The organism is Lachnospira hominis (ex Liu et al. 2021) (genome assembly GCF_014287955.1).
Classification (GTDB): Bacteria; Bacillota; Clostridia; order Lachnospirales; family Lachnospiraceae; genus Lachnospira; species Lachnospira hominis.
On record NZ_JACOPD010000002.1, the window covers coordinates 401832 to 419099 of the forward strand.

The 17268-nt window shown below is 37.0% G+C and carries 16 protein-coding genes; 4 read left to right on the forward strand and 12 right to left on the reverse strand.

Going from position 1 to position 17268, the window contains the following annotated elements:
* Positions 1 to 15: 15 nt before the first annotated feature.
* A complete protein-coding gene (gene rpmE, locus H8S01_RS04415; RefSeq protein ID WP_021867193.1) occupies positions 16 to 222 on the reverse strand; it encodes a 50S ribosomal protein L31 in 207 nt (68 codons plus the stop codon).
* A gap of 174 nt (positions 223 to 396) precedes the next feature.
* Positions 397 to 1827 (reverse strand): transcription termination factor Rho, encoded by a 1431-nt coding sequence (rho, locus tag H8S01_RS04420; protein WP_021867192.1) that lies wholly within the window; start codon positions 1825 to 1827, stop codon positions 397 to 399.
* 236 nt (positions 1828 to 2063) lie between these two features.
* Here rho and H8S01_RS04425 point away from each other — a divergent pair, with 236 nt between their 5' ends.
* From H8S01_RS04425 to H8S01_RS04435, 3 genes are read left to right on the forward strand one after another with little or no spacing between them, the layout of a single operon-like run.
* Complete coding sequence (locus tag H8S01_RS04425) at positions 2064 to 3215, forward strand: NAD(P)-dependent malic enzyme (protein ID WP_186836310.1); 1152 nt, start codon at positions 2064 to 2066, stop codon at positions 3213 to 3215.
* A 2-nt stretch (positions 3216 to 3217) separates the two neighbouring features.
* Positions 3218 to 4108, forward strand: a complete 891-nt coding sequence (locus tag H8S01_RS04430; protein WP_021867190.1) for a TIGR01212 family radical SAM protein — start codon at positions 3218 to 3220, stop codon at positions 4106 to 4108.
* Complete coding sequence (locus H8S01_RS04435) at positions 4105 to 4620, forward strand: DUF4364 family protein (RefSeq protein WP_021867189.1); 516 nt, start codon at positions 4105 to 4107, stop codon at positions 4618 to 4620. The genes H8S01_RS04430 and H8S01_RS04435 overlap by 4 nt, the downstream gene beginning before the upstream one ends.
* Here the strand turns inward: H8S01_RS04435 and yihA are convergent, their stop codons facing one another.
* Genes yihA through tig form a run of 5 tightly spaced genes read right to left on the reverse strand, consistent with a single transcriptional unit; the run spans position 4621 to position 10788 of the window.
* Positions 4621 to 5202, reverse strand: coding sequence for a ribosome biogenesis GTP-binding protein YihA/YsxC (gene yihA, locus H8S01_RS04440; protein ID WP_021867188.1), 582 nt, complete (start codon positions 5200 to 5202; stop codon positions 4621 to 4623).
* Positions 5203 to 5211: 9 nt separating this feature from the next.
* Entirely contained in the window at positions 5212 to 7521 is a 2310-nt protein-coding gene (gene lon, locus H8S01_RS04445; protein WP_186836311.1) for an endopeptidase La, read from the reverse strand.
* A 19-nt stretch (positions 7522 to 7540) separates the two neighbouring features.
* Positions 7541 to 8809 carry an ATP-dependent Clp protease ATP-binding subunit ClpX gene (clpX, locus tag H8S01_RS04450; protein WP_021867186.1) on the reverse strand — a complete coding sequence of 423 codons (1269 nt, stop codon included), beginning with the start codon at positions 8807 to 8809 and terminating at the stop codon, positions 7541 to 7543.
* Positions 8810 to 8864: 55 nt separating this feature from the next.
* Positions 8865 to 9446, reverse strand: a complete 582-nt coding sequence (gene clpP, locus H8S01_RS04455; protein WP_021867185.1) for an ATP-dependent Clp endopeptidase proteolytic subunit ClpP — start codon at positions 9444 to 9446, stop codon at positions 8865 to 8867.
* Positions 9447 to 9498: 52 nt separating this feature from the next.
* A complete protein-coding gene (gene tig, locus H8S01_RS04460) occupies positions 9499 to 10788 on the reverse strand; it encodes a trigger factor (protein WP_186836312.1) in 1290 nt (429 codons plus the stop codon).
* 210 nt (positions 10789 to 10998) lie between these two features.
* On the opposite strand from tig, the gene H8S01_RS04465 reads away from it, so the two are divergent.
* Positions 10999 to 11478: an acyl-CoA thioesterase gene (locus H8S01_RS04465; RefSeq protein WP_021867183.1), complete on the forward strand. Its 480-nt coding sequence runs from the start codon at positions 10999 to 11001 to the stop codon at positions 11476 to 11478.
* A gap of 87 nt (positions 11479 to 11565) precedes the next feature.
* Here the strand turns inward: H8S01_RS04465 and H8S01_RS04470 are convergent, their stop codons facing one another.
* The 5 genes from H8S01_RS04470 to H8S01_RS04490 form a co-directional block, all read right to left on the reverse strand.
* A complete protein-coding gene (locus H8S01_RS04470; protein WP_021867182.1) occupies positions 11566 to 11775 on the reverse strand; it encodes an alpha/beta-type small acid-soluble spore protein in 210 nt (69 codons plus the stop codon).
* A gap of 100 nt (positions 11776 to 11875) precedes the next feature.
* Entirely contained in the window at positions 11876 to 12985 is a 1110-nt protein-coding gene (locus H8S01_RS04475) for a D-alanyl-D-alanine carboxypeptidase family protein (RefSeq protein WP_186836313.1), read from the reverse strand.
* Between the two features lie 25 nt (positions 12986 to 13010).
* Entirely contained in the window at positions 13011 to 13562 is a 552-nt protein-coding gene (locus H8S01_RS04480) for a DJ-1 family glyoxalase III (protein WP_021867180.1), read from the reverse strand.
* A gap of 123 nt (positions 13563 to 13685) precedes the next feature.
* Positions 13686 to 14669 (reverse strand): alpha/beta hydrolase, encoded by a 984-nt coding sequence (locus H8S01_RS04485; RefSeq protein ID WP_186836314.1) that lies wholly within the window; start codon positions 14667 to 14669, stop codon positions 13686 to 13688.
* Between the two features lie 188 nt (positions 14670 to 14857).
* A complete protein-coding gene (locus tag H8S01_RS04490) occupies positions 14858 to 17038 on the reverse strand; it encodes a sodium-translocating pyrophosphatase (protein ID WP_021867177.1) in 2181 nt (726 codons plus the stop codon).
* Positions 17039 to 17268 lie beyond the last annotated feature (230 nt).

Sequence of the window (17268 nt, forward strand, 5' to 3'; positions counted from 1 at the left end):
TGTAAATAGCTAAAATTAATTGTTCTGTACGCCGTATTTCTTGTTGAACTTATCAATACGTCCACGTGCTGAAGTTGCCTTCTGCTGTCCTGTATAAAAAGGATGGCACTTTGAACAAATTTCAACATGGATTTCTTCCTTTGTTGAACCTGTAACAAATTCATTTCCACAGTTGCAGACAACCTTTGCCTGATAATATGCTGGATGGATTCCTTCTCTCATGATTTTCACCTCTTTATATAATCTTTATTATAATTGCAAGACTTAAACTCACAAAGTGTTTCTTTGTCTTTGATAAGCAGCTTTGATATTGTAACATACCGGTTATACCAATGCAAGTGTTTTTTCAAAATTATAACAATATTTTAAAACCTTTTTATATTTTTACAGTATACATCAGATATATCTGTTCTTGCACACTGTCTCAACAAGCTCTTTATTATTTTTTGTCTTTACAAACAATTCAAGAATTCTTTCTGCCGCATCATCGTTTTTAAGCGAATTAAGTGCCTTTCTCATTATATCAACTGCCTGGAGTTCCTGAGGGTCTAAAAGAAGGTCTTCTCTTCTGGTTCCTGATTTTGCAATATCAATTGCAGGAAATACTCTCTTTTCAGAAAGCTTTCTGTCAAGCACAAGTTCCATATTACCTGTTCCTTTGAATTCCTCAAATACAACATCATCCATCTTGCTTCCTGTCTCAACAAGTGCAGTTGCAAGTATTGTAAGGCTTCCTCCTTCACGCATATTTCTTGCAGCACCAAAAAATCTTTTTGGCATATGCAGTGCTGCAGGGTCAAGGCCACCGGATAATGTACGTCCGCTTGCCTGGACAGTGAGATTATAAGCTCTTGCAAGTCTTGTGATACTGTCAAGAAGAATTATAACATCTTTCTTATGTTCAACAAGTCTTTTTGCACGCTCTATAACCATCTCGGATACTCTTTTATGTCTCTCCGGAAGTTCGTCAAATGTTGAATAAATAACCTCAACATTATCACCTACTATTGATTCCTTTATATCAGTTACTTCCTCAGGACGTTCATCAATAAGAAGTATTATAAGATGCATCTCAGGATTATTTTTTGTTATGGCATTGGCTATCTGCTTTAAAAGAGTTGTCTTACCTGATTTTGGCTGTGAAACAATCATTCCTCGCTGGCCTTTACCGATTGGAGAAATTAAATCTACCATTCTCATTGCAACTGTATTGCTGTTTTTTTCAAGATGAATTCTCTCATTTGGAAATATAGGTGTAAGACTTTCAAATGAAGGTCTTTTTGCCGCTTTTGCAGGCTCCTCATCATTGACTGATTCAAGATAAACAAGTGCAGAGAACTTTTCCCCCTGTGTTTTTGCTTTTTTAGGTCCTCTTATGATATCACCTGTTTTTAAATTAAACCTTCTTATCTGTGATGGTGACACATACACATCATTGTCTCCCGGAAGGAAATTCTCACATCTTATAAATCCATATCCCTCCTGCATAACTTCGAGAATACCATCTGCCATCTCCTGTTTTTCAGGTCTGTCCTGAACATTATCATTATTTACGTTCTGTCTGTTTCTTGGCACATATCCGTCATTATGATTTATATTAGCATGCTCATGTTCATTTTTTACAGGCTGCACGTTTTTTATTGGCTGTTCCGGTTCTGCCTTAACTGTTTTTTCCTGTTCGTCCTTAGCTGCCTTTTCTTCCTCATCTGCCTTGATAATCGCCTCAATAAGGTCTGCTTTTCTCATTACAGTAATATTTTTAATATGTTTGTCCTTTGCAAACTCTCGTAAAACAGTAAGTGGCAATGTCTGTAATTTTTCTCTCATAAATTATTCACTCCTATTTTTTTAATTAATGTTCTGGAATTATACCGCAGATAACAAATGTATACAAATTGCGGATAAGAATCTTGATTCATCCAAGAATTTAGAATTAACATATATTTATTATACACTATTTTAAAATTATTTCAAACATTTTGTTATAATTTCAATCCTTGCCGCTAACACTGTAATGTGTTATTATTAATTAAATATGTTTTTTTGAAAGGATGGACTCGACCATGACAAATGCAGAAAAAGCACTTGCTTTACATGAAAAATGGAATGGAAAGTTTGAAACCACTCCAAAGATGGATATTTCAACAAGAGAGGATCTCGCTCTCGCATATACACCCGGCGTTGCTGAACCTTGCAAGGTTATTGCGAAAGACAAGGAAGCCGCATACAAGTATACTATAAAAGCCAACACTATCGCTGTAGTTTCTGACGGAAGTGCCGTTCTCGGACTTGGAAATATCGGTGCACATGCAGCTATGCCTGTTATGGAAGGCAAGGCTGTTCTTTTTAAGTCTTTTGGTGGCGTCAATGCTGTTCCTATCTGTCTTGACACACAGGACACAGAAGAAATCATCAAAACTGTAGTAAACATTGCTCCTGCATTTGGCGGTATTAACCTTGAAGATATTTCTGCACCAAGATGCTTTGAAATTGAAGAAAGATTAAAGGAACTCCTCGACATTCCTGTTTTCCATGACGACCAGCATGGAACAGCTATTGTAGTGCTTGCAGGTATTATCAATGGTTTAAAGGTTACAGGAAAAACTAAAGAAGAATGTCGTGTTGTTGTAAATGGTGCAGGTTCTGCCGGCATTGCCATAACAAAGCTCCTTCTTACATATGGTTTTAAAAATGTTACAATGTGTGATAAGTCAGGCATTCTTGCAAAAAACAGCGAAGGACTTAACTGGATGCAGGAATCTATGATGAATGTTACTAATCTTGAACAAAAACACGGTTCACTTGCTGATGCACTTAAAGGTGCTGATATCTTTGTAGGTGTTTCTGCACCTAACATCGTTACAGCAGAAATGGTTTCATCAATGAACAAAGACTCCATTCTTTTTGCAATGGCTAACCCGGTTCCTGAAATCATGCCAGATGTTGCAAAAGCCGCAGGTGCAAAGGTTGTCGGTACAGGTCGTTCTGATTTCCCTAACCAGGTAAATAATGTTATTGCTTTCCCTGGCATATTCAAGGGTGCTCTTGAAGGACGTGCAACACAGATTACAGAAGAAATGAAACTTGCTGCAGCTCTTGCCATCGCAAATCTTGTTCCTGATGATGAACTCAGTGACACAAATATTCTTCCGGAAGCTTTCGACCCACGCGTTGCTGACGTTGTAAGCCAGGCTATAAAGGCTCTTATTAAATAATTATGCTTCCACATTTCTACTCGGTAAATGAATATTTAAAAGGCACTTATGGTGTCAAAATGTATAAACTGGCCCTGAACGGTGGGATGAATTGTCCCAACCGTGACGGGCTTATTGACACAAGGGGATGTATTTTTTGCAGTGCCGGAGGTTCCGGTGATTTTGCATGCACTAATGTTGACGATGCAAAAAAACTTATATCAAATAAATATACAGGAAATAATTTTATTGCATACTTCCAGTCCTATACCAATACATATGCAGATGTCAGCTATTTAAGAAATTTGTTTATGCCTGTTATTAATAATCCTGATGTTAAGATACTGTCAATCGCAACAAGACCCGATTGCCTTGACGACAGTGTTATAACTCTGCTTGACGAACTCAATAAAATTAAACCTGTATGGATTGAACTCGGATTACAGACCATCCACAAAAAAACTTCTGATTACATAAGGCGTGGCTATGAACTTGACATTTTTACCGATGCCGTTAAACGCCTTAACAATTCAGATATAAAAGTAATTGTCCACATGATACTTGGTCTTCCGGGCGAAAGTGATGAAATGATGCTTGATACCGCACGTTTTATCGCAAACAGCGGTGCCTGGGGAATAAAACTGCAGCTGCTTCATGTCCTTAAAGGAACTGATCTGGCTGATGATTATAACAATCACCTGTTTGAAACTATGACTATGGACAATTATATCAGGCTTATCGGAAGAATCATTGAACTCCTGCCACCCGATATGGTTATACACCGTCTTACAGGAGACGGTCCAAAAAAAATTCTCATTGCACCTTTATGGAGTGCCGATAAAAAGCGTGTCCATAACAGTTTGATGCAATATTTTACAAACAACAATATTATTCAAGGACGGAACTACGAATGAGTACGGATGCAACAACCCTCTATAAACTGATGGTTTTATATATGTTAGATAAAGTTAATTTTCCTCTGTCCAACAGCCAGATTGCTGATTTTATGTTAGACAGACAATATACCAATTATTTTACGCTTCAGGAAGTATTAAGTTCACTTGCAAGCGACGGTTTTGTGCAGATTCTCACATACAGAAGCAGCACGCAATATAAGCTTACTAAAGAAGGAATTGATACAATTTCTTTTTTCTATAATAAAATTTCTCAAGCTATACGTGATGATATTGACAAATATCTCAAAGATAATAAATATGATTTAAAATGTGAAGTGGGAACAACTTCTGATTATTATAAATCGACAAACGGTGATTTTATTGTTCACTGCCAGGTAAAAGAAGGCAACACTAATCTTATAGAATTAAATGTTGCCGTTCCTCTCGAATCACAGGCTGACGCAATGTGTGCCAGATGGCGTGACGCCAGCCAGGATATATATGATTTTGTAATGAATAAACTTATGTAATTATATAAATTGTTCTATAACGTCCCATAATTCAGGGATTCCCTGTTTTGTCTGTGATGAAACAGGGATAAGAATATCATCAGCAGAAAGACCCAGCCCTGTCCTTACAGCTTTAATCTGTTTGGCATGCTGGCTTCTTTTTATTTTATCAAGTTTTGTTGCAACTATGACAGGATGATATCCATTAGAAACTATCCAGTCATACATCATCTTATCATTTGCAGATGGGTCATGTCTTATATCAATAAGAAGAAAGACCTGTTTTAACTGACTTGATTTCTTCAGATATTTCTCTACCATCTTGCCCCATTTTTCCTTTACGGACTGGCTTACATTAGCATATCCGTAACCCGGCAAATCAACAAGAAGCATTGCATCATTAATATTATAATAGTTAATTGTCTGTGTCTTTCCAGGCTGTGATGATGTCCTTGCATATGACTTTCTGTTCATCAGGGCATTTATAAGTGATGATTTACCTACATTAGATTTGCCTGCAAATGCAACTTCCGGTAAGTCTGTTTCCGGCACCTGACTTGTAACACCAATTACAATATCAAGATTTACTTTTTTAATAACCATAGTTTTCTCCTATTTTACAATGGCAAGTTTAAGGACTTCTTTCATATCGCTTACATATACAATCTCAAGTCCCTGTACAATTTCTTCTTCAAGCTCTTCTACATCAGATTTATTTTCCAACGGCACTAACACTCTCTTTAATCCGGCTGTCTTTGCTGCAAGCAGTTTTTCTTTAAGACCGCCTATAGGCATTACTCTGCCTCTTAATGTAACTTCTCCTGTCATTGCTGTTGAGGCATCTACAGGCTTTCCTGTAACTGCGGAATAAATGGCTGTCGCCATTGTTATTCCGGCTGATGGTCCATCTTTGGGAACTGCACCTTCAGGTATATGTATATGTATTGCATTCTCTTCAAAAATCTGGTTTTTTCTTACAACAGAGCGGACATATGAGAGTGCTATCTGTGCAGATTCCCGCATTACATCTCCCATATTTCCTGTAAGAATAAGTTCAGGCTTACCACCAAGAACATTTACTTCTATTTCAAGAGTATCACCGCCAGCTGCTGTCCATGCAAGTCCACGTACAATGCCAACCTCATTTTTTCTTGATGCCTTTTCCTTAATGAACTTAACTTTTCCAAGATATTCACTGAGATTTTTATCTGTAATGACTATCTGCTTTTCAATATTTACGCCATCAACCGTGTAATTCTTTCTTACAACTTTTCTAAGAACAGCAGCTATCATTCTCTCAAGCTCTCTTACACCGGCCTCCATTGTATAGCCATCTATTATTTTTGCAAGTGCCTTATCGGTAAATCGGACTGACTTCTTTGTAAGTCCATTCTTTTTTAACTGTTTTGCCACAAGATGTTCTTTTGCAATATGCAGTTTTTCATTTTTTGTATAACTGCTTACTTCTATAATTTCCATGCGGTCAAGAAGAGGTCTTGACACATCTGACAAATCATTCGCTGTAGCAATAAAAAGAATCTCCGACAAATCTACAGGCATATCAATATAATGATCAACAAAATGCGAATTCTGCTCTCCATCAAGTACTTCAAGAAGTGCCGATGATGTATCAGAACGATAGTCATTACTTACTTTATCTATCTCATCAAGAAGCATGAGAGGATTTTTAACTTTTGCTTTTCTAAGACCGTCAATGATTCTACCAGGCATTGCACCGACGTATGTTCTTCTGTGTCCACGGATTTCTGCTTCATCTTTTACACCGCCAAGACATATACGTACATATTCTTTATTAAGTGACTGTGCAACCGAACGTGCAATACTTGTCTTTCCTGTTCCCGGAGGTCCTACAAGACAGATTATCGGTGCATCAGCATTATTTGATACTTTTCTCACTGCAAGCGTCTCAAGTATTCTCTCTTTAACTTTTTTCATTCCATAATGATTTTCATCAAGAATTTTTGCCGCATTTTCTATATCATCGCTGTCCTGAGAACTGTTTTCCCATGGAAGTGAAAGAAGCGTTTCTATATAGCCGCGTTCAACATTTGCTTCTGACGAACCCTGTGAAAGCACTTTATAACGCCGTATTTCTTTTTCAATCTGCTCTTTTATTTCATCAGCTGCATTAAGACTCTCAAGTTTTTCCATATACTCATCTATTTCAGATGAGCCATCTGTACCGTCAAGCTCCTCGTTAATATATTTGAGCTGTTCTCTAAGATAATATTCTTTCTGGTTTTTCTCTACTTTTTCTTTTATGCCATCTTCGAGTTCTTTTTTTATGTCAAAAATATTGATATCCTCAATAAACATCCTTGCAAGTTGTTCATAAATTTCATTAACATCACTCATCTCAAGGAACTTCTGTTTTACAGTATAATCAACCGGATAATCCGCAAGAATTTTTTTGACTTTTTCCTGAAGATTTTTGGCAATAAGCCATTCTTTTAAAATATCTTTGCTGAATCTCTGGTTAACTGCTGCATATCTGCATATAAGCTCATTAAGTGATCTTATCATAGCTATTTGTGTCAGATTATCAGGTGCTAAAAACCAGTCTCTGTCAGTAACTATATCAGATATAAGCATTCCATCAGATTCACTAACTGTATTAACCATTCCTTTATACTTACCTGCCACAAGAACTCTTACAATGCCCTTTGGAAGTTTTATCAGCTCTTTAACCTTCGCAACAGTTCCTACAGAATATAAATCATCCTGCACAGGATTTGCAGTATCTATATCTTTCTGTGTGAGAAGAAAGATTGTTTCATTCGTCTGCATGGCTTTTTCTACAGCATGAATTGATTTTTTCCTGTTTATATCAAAATGTATGACCATGTCCGGTAACACGGTCATACCTCTTAATGCAATTGTTGGTAATACCATCTTTTTCATAATCCAACAACTCTCCATATTATTGTGCTTTATTTACCTGCTCAGTTCTATATTCGATAACAGGCTTTCCTGTTCCATCTACAGCTTCCTTTGTAATAATACATTTTGAAATTGTATCATCAGAAGGGATTTCAAACATAACTTCATTCATAACAGATTCAAGTATTGAGCGGAGTCCTCTTGCTCCTGTCTTTCTCTCAAAACTCTTCTTTGCCACTTCACGCACTGCATCTTCAGTAAATTCAAGTTCTACTTCATCAAGCGAGAACAATGCCTGATACTGCCTGATAATAGCATTCTTTGGCTCACGAAGAATTCTTACAAGTGCCTCCTCATCAAGCGAGTCAAGTGCAACAACAACCGGTACACGACCTACAAACTCAGGTATAAGACCAAACTTAATTAAATCCTGAGGGAGAACTTTATGAAACATCTCTCCTACATCCGCATCTGTCTTCTCTTTTATCTCTGCATTGAATCCGATTGAGCTCTTGTCCATTCTTGATTCAATAATTTTTTCAAGTCCGTCAAATGCACCACCACAGATAAACAATATATTTGTAGTATCTATAGGAATAAGCTCCTGCTGAGGATGCTTTCTTCCCCCCTGAGGCGGAACTGAAGCAACTGTACCCTCAAGAATCTTTAAGAGTGCCTGCTGTACACCTTCACCCGAAACATCTCTTGTTATTGAAACATTTTCAGACTTTTTAGTTATTTTATCTATTTCATCTATATAAATAATACCATATTGGGCCTTATCTATATCATAATCAGCCGCCTGTATTATTTTCAAAAGAATATTCTCAACGTCTTCACCTACGTAACCAGCTTCTGTAAGTGTTGTTGCATCTGCAATTGCAAATGGAACATTGAGAAGCCTTGCAAGATTCTGTGCAAGAAAAGTTTTACCTGAACCTGTAGGTCCAAGCATAAGAATATTACTCTTCTGAAGTTCAACATCCAGATCTTTTCCTGACAAAATACGTTTGTAGTGGTTATAAACTGCAACTGAAAGAACTTTTTTTGCATCATCCTGTCCAATTACATAATCATCAAGAAATTCTTTAATTTCCTTAGGTTTTAAAAGATTTATATCAAGACCGGCATCTGATTCGTCCATCTTATCATCATCAAGAAATTCCTCATCAAGAATCTCGCTGCATATGCCAACACATTCATCGCATATATATGCTCCGTTTGGACCTGCAATAAGTTTTTTAACCTGATTCTGCGTTTTATTACAAAATGAACATCTAAGCTTATCGTCTACATTTTTGCCTGCCATAACTCCTCCTTAAACAACAAAGGACTGCCACATAAGTGACAGCCCTTCGCACATATTATCTCTTTTCAACTATACTGTCAATAAGTCCATATGCAAGTGCTTCCTGTGCTGTCATATAATTATCACGTTCCGTATCTCTTGCAATCTCTTCGACAGACTTGCCCGTGTTAGCAGCAAGAATCTCATTTAATTTGTTTCTTGTCTTTAAAATATTCTCTGCCACAATACGAATCTCAGTTTCCTGACCTCTTGCACCGCCGGATGGCTGGTGAATCATAATTTCCGCATTAGGAAGAGCCATTCTCTTGCCTTTAGCACCGCCGGAAAGAAGAAATGCACCCATACTTGCTGCCATACCCATACAAATGGTTGAAACATCGCATTTAATGTACTGCATTGTATCATAAATAGCAAAACCTGCTGATACTGAACCACCAGGGCTGTTAATATACAAATGAATATCTTTGCTTGGATCTTCTGCTTCAAGGAATAACATCTGTGCAACAATTATATTTGCTGAAACATCTGTAACTTCTTCTCCAAGAAAAATGATTCTGTCCTTTAAAAGTCGTGAATAAATATCATATGATCTCTCACCACGGCTGTTCTGCTCTATGACGTAAGGTACTAAACTCATAATTTCCCTCCATTTCTTTGTGCATTATGCCAATAAAAATCAATTCAGTTTATTACTTTTCAACTGCTGAAGAAACGATTAATTCAACTGCCTTCTGGATAGCAATATCATCTTTCATCTGCTTAGCTTCTGCATCCTGCATAAACTCTTTAATCTTTTCAATTTCCATCTTGTACATATCAGCCATCTTCTGAAGTTCTGCTTCAAATTCTTCTTCTGATACTTCAATATTCTCTGCCTTAGCAACAGCTTCAAGAACAAGGCTGTTCTTAATTCTCTTAACTGCTTCAGGTTTCATCTCTTCCATAATCTTATCTGCTGTCATTCCTGTATACTGGAAATACTGCTCAACAGAAAGACCCTGCTGCTGAAGTCTCATAGCAAAATCTTCAAGCATTCTGTTTACCTGTGTATCAATCATAGCCTGTGGAATATCCATCTTAGCTGCTTCAACTACTTTTTCAATAGCTTCTGATTCTTTCTTAGCCTTAGCTTCTGATTCCTTGCGTTCTGCAATCTTCTTCTTTAAATCATCCTTGTATTCAGCAAGTGTATCGAAATCTGATACATCCTGAGCGAAATCGTCATCAAGTTCAGGAAGCTGCTTTTCTTTAATTTCCTTTACAGTAACCTTGAATGTAGCTGGCTTACCCTTTAAGTTCTCAGCATGATAATCCTCTGGGAATGTAACATTAAGTTCTTTTTCTTCACCAATATTCATTCCAATCATCTGCTCTTCAAATGTATCGATGAATGAATGTGAACCGATTGTAAGAGGATAATTCTCACCCTTACCACCTTCAAAAGCTTCTCCATCAATAAATCCTTCAAAATCAATAACAGTCATATCACCATCTTTAACAGCTCTGTCTTCAACACTTACTGTTCTTGAGTTCTGATCCTGAACCTTCTTTAATTCTTCTTCAACATCAGCATCTGTAACTTCTGCATCAGCCTTAGTTACTTCAACACCCTTGTACTCGCCAAGTTCTACTTCTGGTCTTACTGCCACTTCTGCTGCAAAGATAAATGGCTTTCCAGCTTCAAGCTGCTCAATGCTTACCTTTGGCTGTGAAACGATGTCAAGACCACTTTCCTTAGCTGCGTCCGCATATGCATCAGGAATAATCTCATTAGCTGCATCTTCAAAGAAAATCTGTGAACCATAAAGCTGTTCAATCATCTTACGAGGTGCTTTACCTTTTCTGAAACCAGGTACACTAATCTTGTTCTTGTTCTTATTGTATGCTGCGTTCAAGCCGGCCTCAAATTCTTCGGCAGAAGCTTCAATCACAAGTTTAACCATATTCTTTTCTTCTAACTGTTCAACTTTGAAACTCATTTTATAAATTTCCTCCTTAAATATATGTAAAATATTTCAATCGTACAACGTACATACTAATGGATTATATCATAGATATTTTGATATTACCAGCAAAATTTTTCACTTTACAAAACTTTATTAAATTGGCATAATATTTTATAATTATATTTGTTGTCAGAACATCTGCCCCACCTGTATAATCACAAAGTGGAGACGTAAGGAGGATTTATGTCAGAATTAAAAATAAAAACAGTTGAAGATTCAAAAACTGAGGTTTCACACCTTCTTTTCAGCAAACACATGAACAGTGCCGGAAGATTATTCGGTGGACAGCTTCTCATGTGGATAGATGAAGTTGCCGGCATTGTTGCTAGAAGACATTGTGAAGGCAATCTTACAACTGCATGTATTGATAATCTTCAATTTAAAGAGCCCTGCTATGAAAATGACGTAATTGTAATAATCGGTTATGTGACACATGTAGGACGCAGTTCTATGGAAATACGAATTGACACATACGTTGAGCGTCCTGATGGTTCAAGACATCCTGTAAACAGAGCATTTTTTGTTATGGTTGCACTTGATGCAAACAATAAACCTGTCGAAGTTCCACGTCTTAAAATACAGACTATCGATGAACAGGCCAAATGGGATGCTGCTGAAAAAAGAATTGAATTAAGAAAGCAAAGAAGAGACGAGGGGTTTTAAACCTCCCGTCTCTTCTTTTCTCTTATACTTAATGACAGCAGCCCCGACTCATTTTTCTGTCTTCAATGCCGTCATAAGGCAGTCAGATTAGTTGCCCTGTGACATCTGCTCTTCCTGTCTCTTAATCATCTTTTTAACCATGTTACCACCTACAGAACCGGCTTCTGCTGATGTGAGGTCACCATTGTAACCCTCTTTTAAGTTTACACCGATTTCTGAAGCTACTTCCATCTTAAATCTGTCTAATGCACTCTGTGCTTCTTTCTTTGTCTTGCTTGACGCTGTTGAATTGTTCATAAAAACACCTCCATAGCAAACATTTATAATCTGTTTTGAATTTGAATAACAGCTCTCGCTGCTATCCTGATGTTATTATGTTCAACATTCACAAAAAATATTATGGCAAATAATTCCCGTAAATTTCAAAAGAATCAAAAACGCAATGCCATTTGTTGTGTGCATGCGAAGTAACACAAATATAACTCTTGTCACCTTTTACAGCATAACTTACAAGGCAGTTTAATGCTTCATCCGTATAACCTGTCTTACCGGCTGTAATTGTCACACCTTCAACCTCTGTTCCATACATACGGCTGAACATAGTATTTGTAAGAAGTATTCCATCCGGATGCTGTGTTGTCTTTTCTGTTGTATACTGGAATGTCGATAAAACCTTTGCACATTCGGAATTCTCCATTGCATACTTCATAATCATTGCCATCTCTGATGGTGTTGTATACTGCTCATCATCATATAAACCTGTCGAATTGACAAAATGTGTATTTTTCAATCCAAGTTCTTCACATTTTTTATTCATAAGAACCGCAAACTGTTCTTCTGAACCTGCAACTATCTCTGCAAGTGCCGCTGCTGCATCAGCTCCTGAAGGCAGAATCATTCCGTAAAAGAGGTCAGATACAGGCACAATCTCATTTGTTCCAAATCCAGCAACTGAAGCCTGTGCATTATAAAGCGGATATAAAAGTTTATTAGTAAACTGATACATCTTCGTCACATCTTTAACATTCTCAACTGCAACAATAAGTGACATTACTTTTGTCATCGATGCCGGATAAATACGTGATTCTGCTTCACGTCCTGCTATAATTTTATTATTATTTACATCAAGCAGTGCAACATAAGGCGTTCTTACTGTTGCATCTGTTATCTCTTTATAATCGCTGCTCTTTTGTGCATATACAAATTTTTTTTCATCTTTTTTATCAATATTATCATCATTTGCCGCATCAGCATTGGCATCTATGGCAACCTGCTGTGTCTCTTTGGGATTGAGACTGCTTCCGGATGCCGTATTATTCTTTCGCACAGCAGCCGTCAGCCCCAATGATGCCACAAGTATTGCTGCAGCTCCCGTAAAAAGCATAATTTTTCTTTTCAATATCTGACGTTTTCTTTTTTTCTTCATTGCCATGGCATGCTTTCTTCTTTTCTCAATATCACGCCTTGCATATATATCTTCACCAGAGTTATCATATAAACTTCCCATTATATTCCCCATTCATAACAAATAATCAGTCTGCATACTGTGTTGAAGCAGCAAGTTCTTTGGCTTTTTCTTCACTTATAAGCAGCTTTACTATCTCAAGTCCCAGGTCAACAGAAGTACCCATTCCTCTTGAGGTTGTAATATTTCCATCAGTTACAACTCTCACAGGTGCTAAAAGTACCTGTGCTCCATCGAGATATTTTTCAAATCCAGGAAAACATGTTGCTTTCTTTCCTTTTAAAAGCCCTATTCTTCCGAGTATGCTTGGAGCTGCACATATCGCAGCAATCCTTTTTCCCTTTTTATCATGCTCCTTTAATGCATTAAGAAGTTTTTCATTTTCCATATATGATTTATGTCCAGGCCCTCCCGGAAGAAATAATAAATCTGACTCTTCAAGATTAACTTCATCAAAAAAATAATCTGCTTTTACAGGTATATTTTGTGCACTTATAACATTTTTATCACCTGTAATTGAAACTGTATCTGTATCTATTCCTGCACGCCTGCAAATATCTATAACAGCAAGTGCTTCAACTGTCTCAAATCCGTCTGTCAAAAAAGCTGTAACTTTCATACTAATCTCCATTCCGTGGTCATATAACACCACATATTTATAGTACGCTAATAACGCAGATTTTTCAATATGTTTTATGGTAAATGTTACATAAATGTTACGTTAATTTTAATAAAATGATTTTTAAAAACATCTCTTGAATAAATTATATAATCCTGCTTTCCAGACATCATCGTCATGCCCGCTGCCTTCGACTTCAAAATAATCATGTTTTATTCCTTCTTCCGTAAGTTTCTGATGATAATATCTGGTAGAATCAAGACACCATGGGTCACGGCTGCCTACCATAAGTGACAGATAAACCGGCTTTGTCTCTTCACTTTTTATCTCAAAATCTTCAAGAATCGGCTTGTTCCAGAATGAGCCTGCATTAAACTGTGTCGGTATAACGCCCGGACATGGTGCAAGAGAGCTTATATATCCTATTTTATCCTGCATTATAAATCCTATTGCAAGGCACTCTGTTCCACCCTGTGATGTTCCTATTATTCCGGTATTTTCACGCCCTGTTTTTACAGAATATGTTCTTTCTATAAACGGCATCAAATCATTTTGCAAATCATTGACAAAATTATCATAAGCTGTTCTTGACTGTTCTCCTGTAGCTGTCTCCTTTGATGCAATTTCCGATGTATACATATCAACAGTGACTATTATCATAGGCTTTGCAGTACCGTCAACGAGCATATTTCCATAAACAATATCAAGATAACTGTCATCACGGCTCCAGTCAAAATGGTCTCCTCCAAATCCATGAAGCACATAAACAACCGGATATTTCTTTTTTTCATCATATCCTGCCGGCAAAAGCACGCCGCACATCTTGTCTTTTCCTATCGTTGAACTGTAATAAATAACCCTGTCATTCATGTATCCATAATCAACACCATCTCTTTTTTCATCAAATCCCTGAGGTCTTGAAAAATCCGTGTCACCATATGGATTTCTTGGAATATCATCATCCATGGCATCTGAATTTTGTGCTGTACCTTGTGCTGTATCTTGTTTTATATCAGTATTTCCTGACTTTTTTGATGCACATGACACAAGAAATGATAATATCATTACAGGCAGTAATATTTTTGCCGCTGCATTTTTTATTTTCATAATCAAAATCAGTCCTTTCAAATAAAAATTATAATTTTATTATTTACAATTTTTATTTTAAATTATGATATCTATTATGTCCAATACCTATTCTTAATAGATATCTATAACAAAAAGGTACAGAACGCTTTTTCACGCCCTGTACCTCTTAAATTTTTATAAGTATGTGCATTTAATACAAAAATATTTTATCTGATTCCGAAAATGAGATATAACAGGTTATAGTTGTAGAAAAGAACTGCTGCAACAAGTGAAACTGTTGACATAATCTTGATAAGAATATCAAGTGATGGTCCTACTGTATCTTTAAGAGGATCACCTACTGTATCACCTACAACTGCCGCATCATGTGCCGGAGAGCCTTTGCCCTGTCCCTCAAAAGCACCTGATTCAATATACTTCTTTGCATTATCCCATGCACCACCTGCATTACCTGTAAATATTGCAAGCATAATAGCTGAAAGTGTTGCACCGATAAGAAGTCCGCCTACAAAGTAAGGTCCGAAAAGGAAACCTGAAATTACAGGGAAAATAATTGAAAGAATAGCCGGCATTCTCATCTCTTTTAAAGCTCCCTGTGAAGAAATCTCTATACATGTCTTATAATCAGGTTTTGCTTTACCTTCAAGAATTCCAGGAATTTCTTTAAACTGTCTTCTTACTTCATCAACCATCTTACGTGCCGCATTGGCAACAGCTTCAATAAGCATTCCTGAGAAAAGGAAAGGAAGTGCACCACCGATTAAGGCACCAGCAAGAATAAGCGGATTTGTAAAGTTAAGTTCAAGCTGTGAACCTTCAGGCTGGAATGCATAAAGGAAACTAACCATAAGTGAAAGTGCGGCAAATGAAGCAGAACCAATGGCAAAACCTTTGCCGATTGCTGCTGTTGTATTACCTACTGAATCAAGTTTATCTGTAATCTCACGAACCTCAGGCTCAAGTTCTGACATCTCAGCAATTCCGCCTGCATTATCTGAAATAGGTCCATATGTATCAACAGAAACTGTTGCGGATACAAATGAAAGCATGCCAACAGCTGCCATAGCAATACCAAACATTCCGGACACAGCATATGAAACGTATGTTGTTATACCAAGGATAATGAGTGGAAGCATACAAGACTTCATGCCCACTGCAAGACCCTGTGTAATTGTAAGTGCTGCTCCTTCTTTTGCACTCTCAGCAATCTTCTTAGTCGGATTATAATCATAACTTGTATAATATTCTGCTATTGCACCGATAATAACACCACTAATAACACCAAGTGACGCTGCTATCCAAGGTGATGTATATCCTGTCTTAAATCCTGCAACATCAAGTACCGCTTTAGTTTCAGGCTTAAACATAAAATATGTCGCAACAAAGCCGCCTATGATTGTGATTACGGCTGCACTCCATGTTGAAATATTCAAATCCCTGTGAGGACTATCTGAGCCTTTCTTAATAAGAACATATGCGATGCCAAGACACGAAGCAATAAGGCCAATTGCCGCAAAAACAAGTGGAAAATACATCATCTTCATAAGAAGTGTATCTGAAACCGTAAGTTTATTTGCGATATTTGAAAGGAATAAGCTTACTGCAAGAATAATTGCAGATGATATAGCTCCTACAAACGATTCGAGCAGGTCTGAACCAAGTCCTGCAACATCACCTACATTATCACCTACGTTATCTGCTATTGTTGCCGGGTTACGAGGGTCATCTTCCGGAATGTGTGCTTCCGTCTTACCTACAAGGTCGGCACCCATATCTGCCGCCTTTGTATAAATACCACCACCGACACGGTTAAACATAGCTACGATAGAACATCCCAATGCATAACATGAAAGACACTGTGTGAAAATATGCTGTCCATCACGAAGTGCACTGATTGAAATCATATTAAGACCGTAACCGAAAATTATGTATACAAGGAATAAACCAAGAAGTGCGAAACCACCTACACATAATCCCATTACAGAACCACCCTTTAATGCTACCTTGAGTGTTGAACCGATATTCTTAGTCTTTCTTGCTGTATTAGATACTCTGACATTTGCATAAGTTGCAATCTTCATTCCTACCCATCCTGCTGATGCACTCATCACAACTCCGATGATGAAACATACTGATGGCTCCCAGCTGAATTTTCCATACTGGACTGAAAAAATTGCTGCAAATATAATTGCAATAATAACCACTACAATACCTATAATCTTATACTCATAAGTAATAAATGCGTTAGCTCCAACTCTGATAGCTTCCGCGATCTCTGACATACGGTCTGTTCCTTCATCAAGCTTTTTGACGCCGATAAAATTAAATGCCGCATATCCAAGTGCCAGCAGTGCTGCCACAATGACTAAAATTAATAAAGCTGCCATTAATCTTCTCCTCTTTTTTGTTTAATTAACAATCAGGCTTACACACATCGCACTGAATTATTTATATAAATTTTACTATTTTTTTATATATACGTCAATTATTTTATGCAACTTTACTTTAAATTGTTTATTTTTGCATACATCTATATTTTAACTTGCAATTCCCAGCCTTATGTATTGTAGTTTTTAATACTATGTGATATATTAATGTAAATATTTTATTGCGTCTT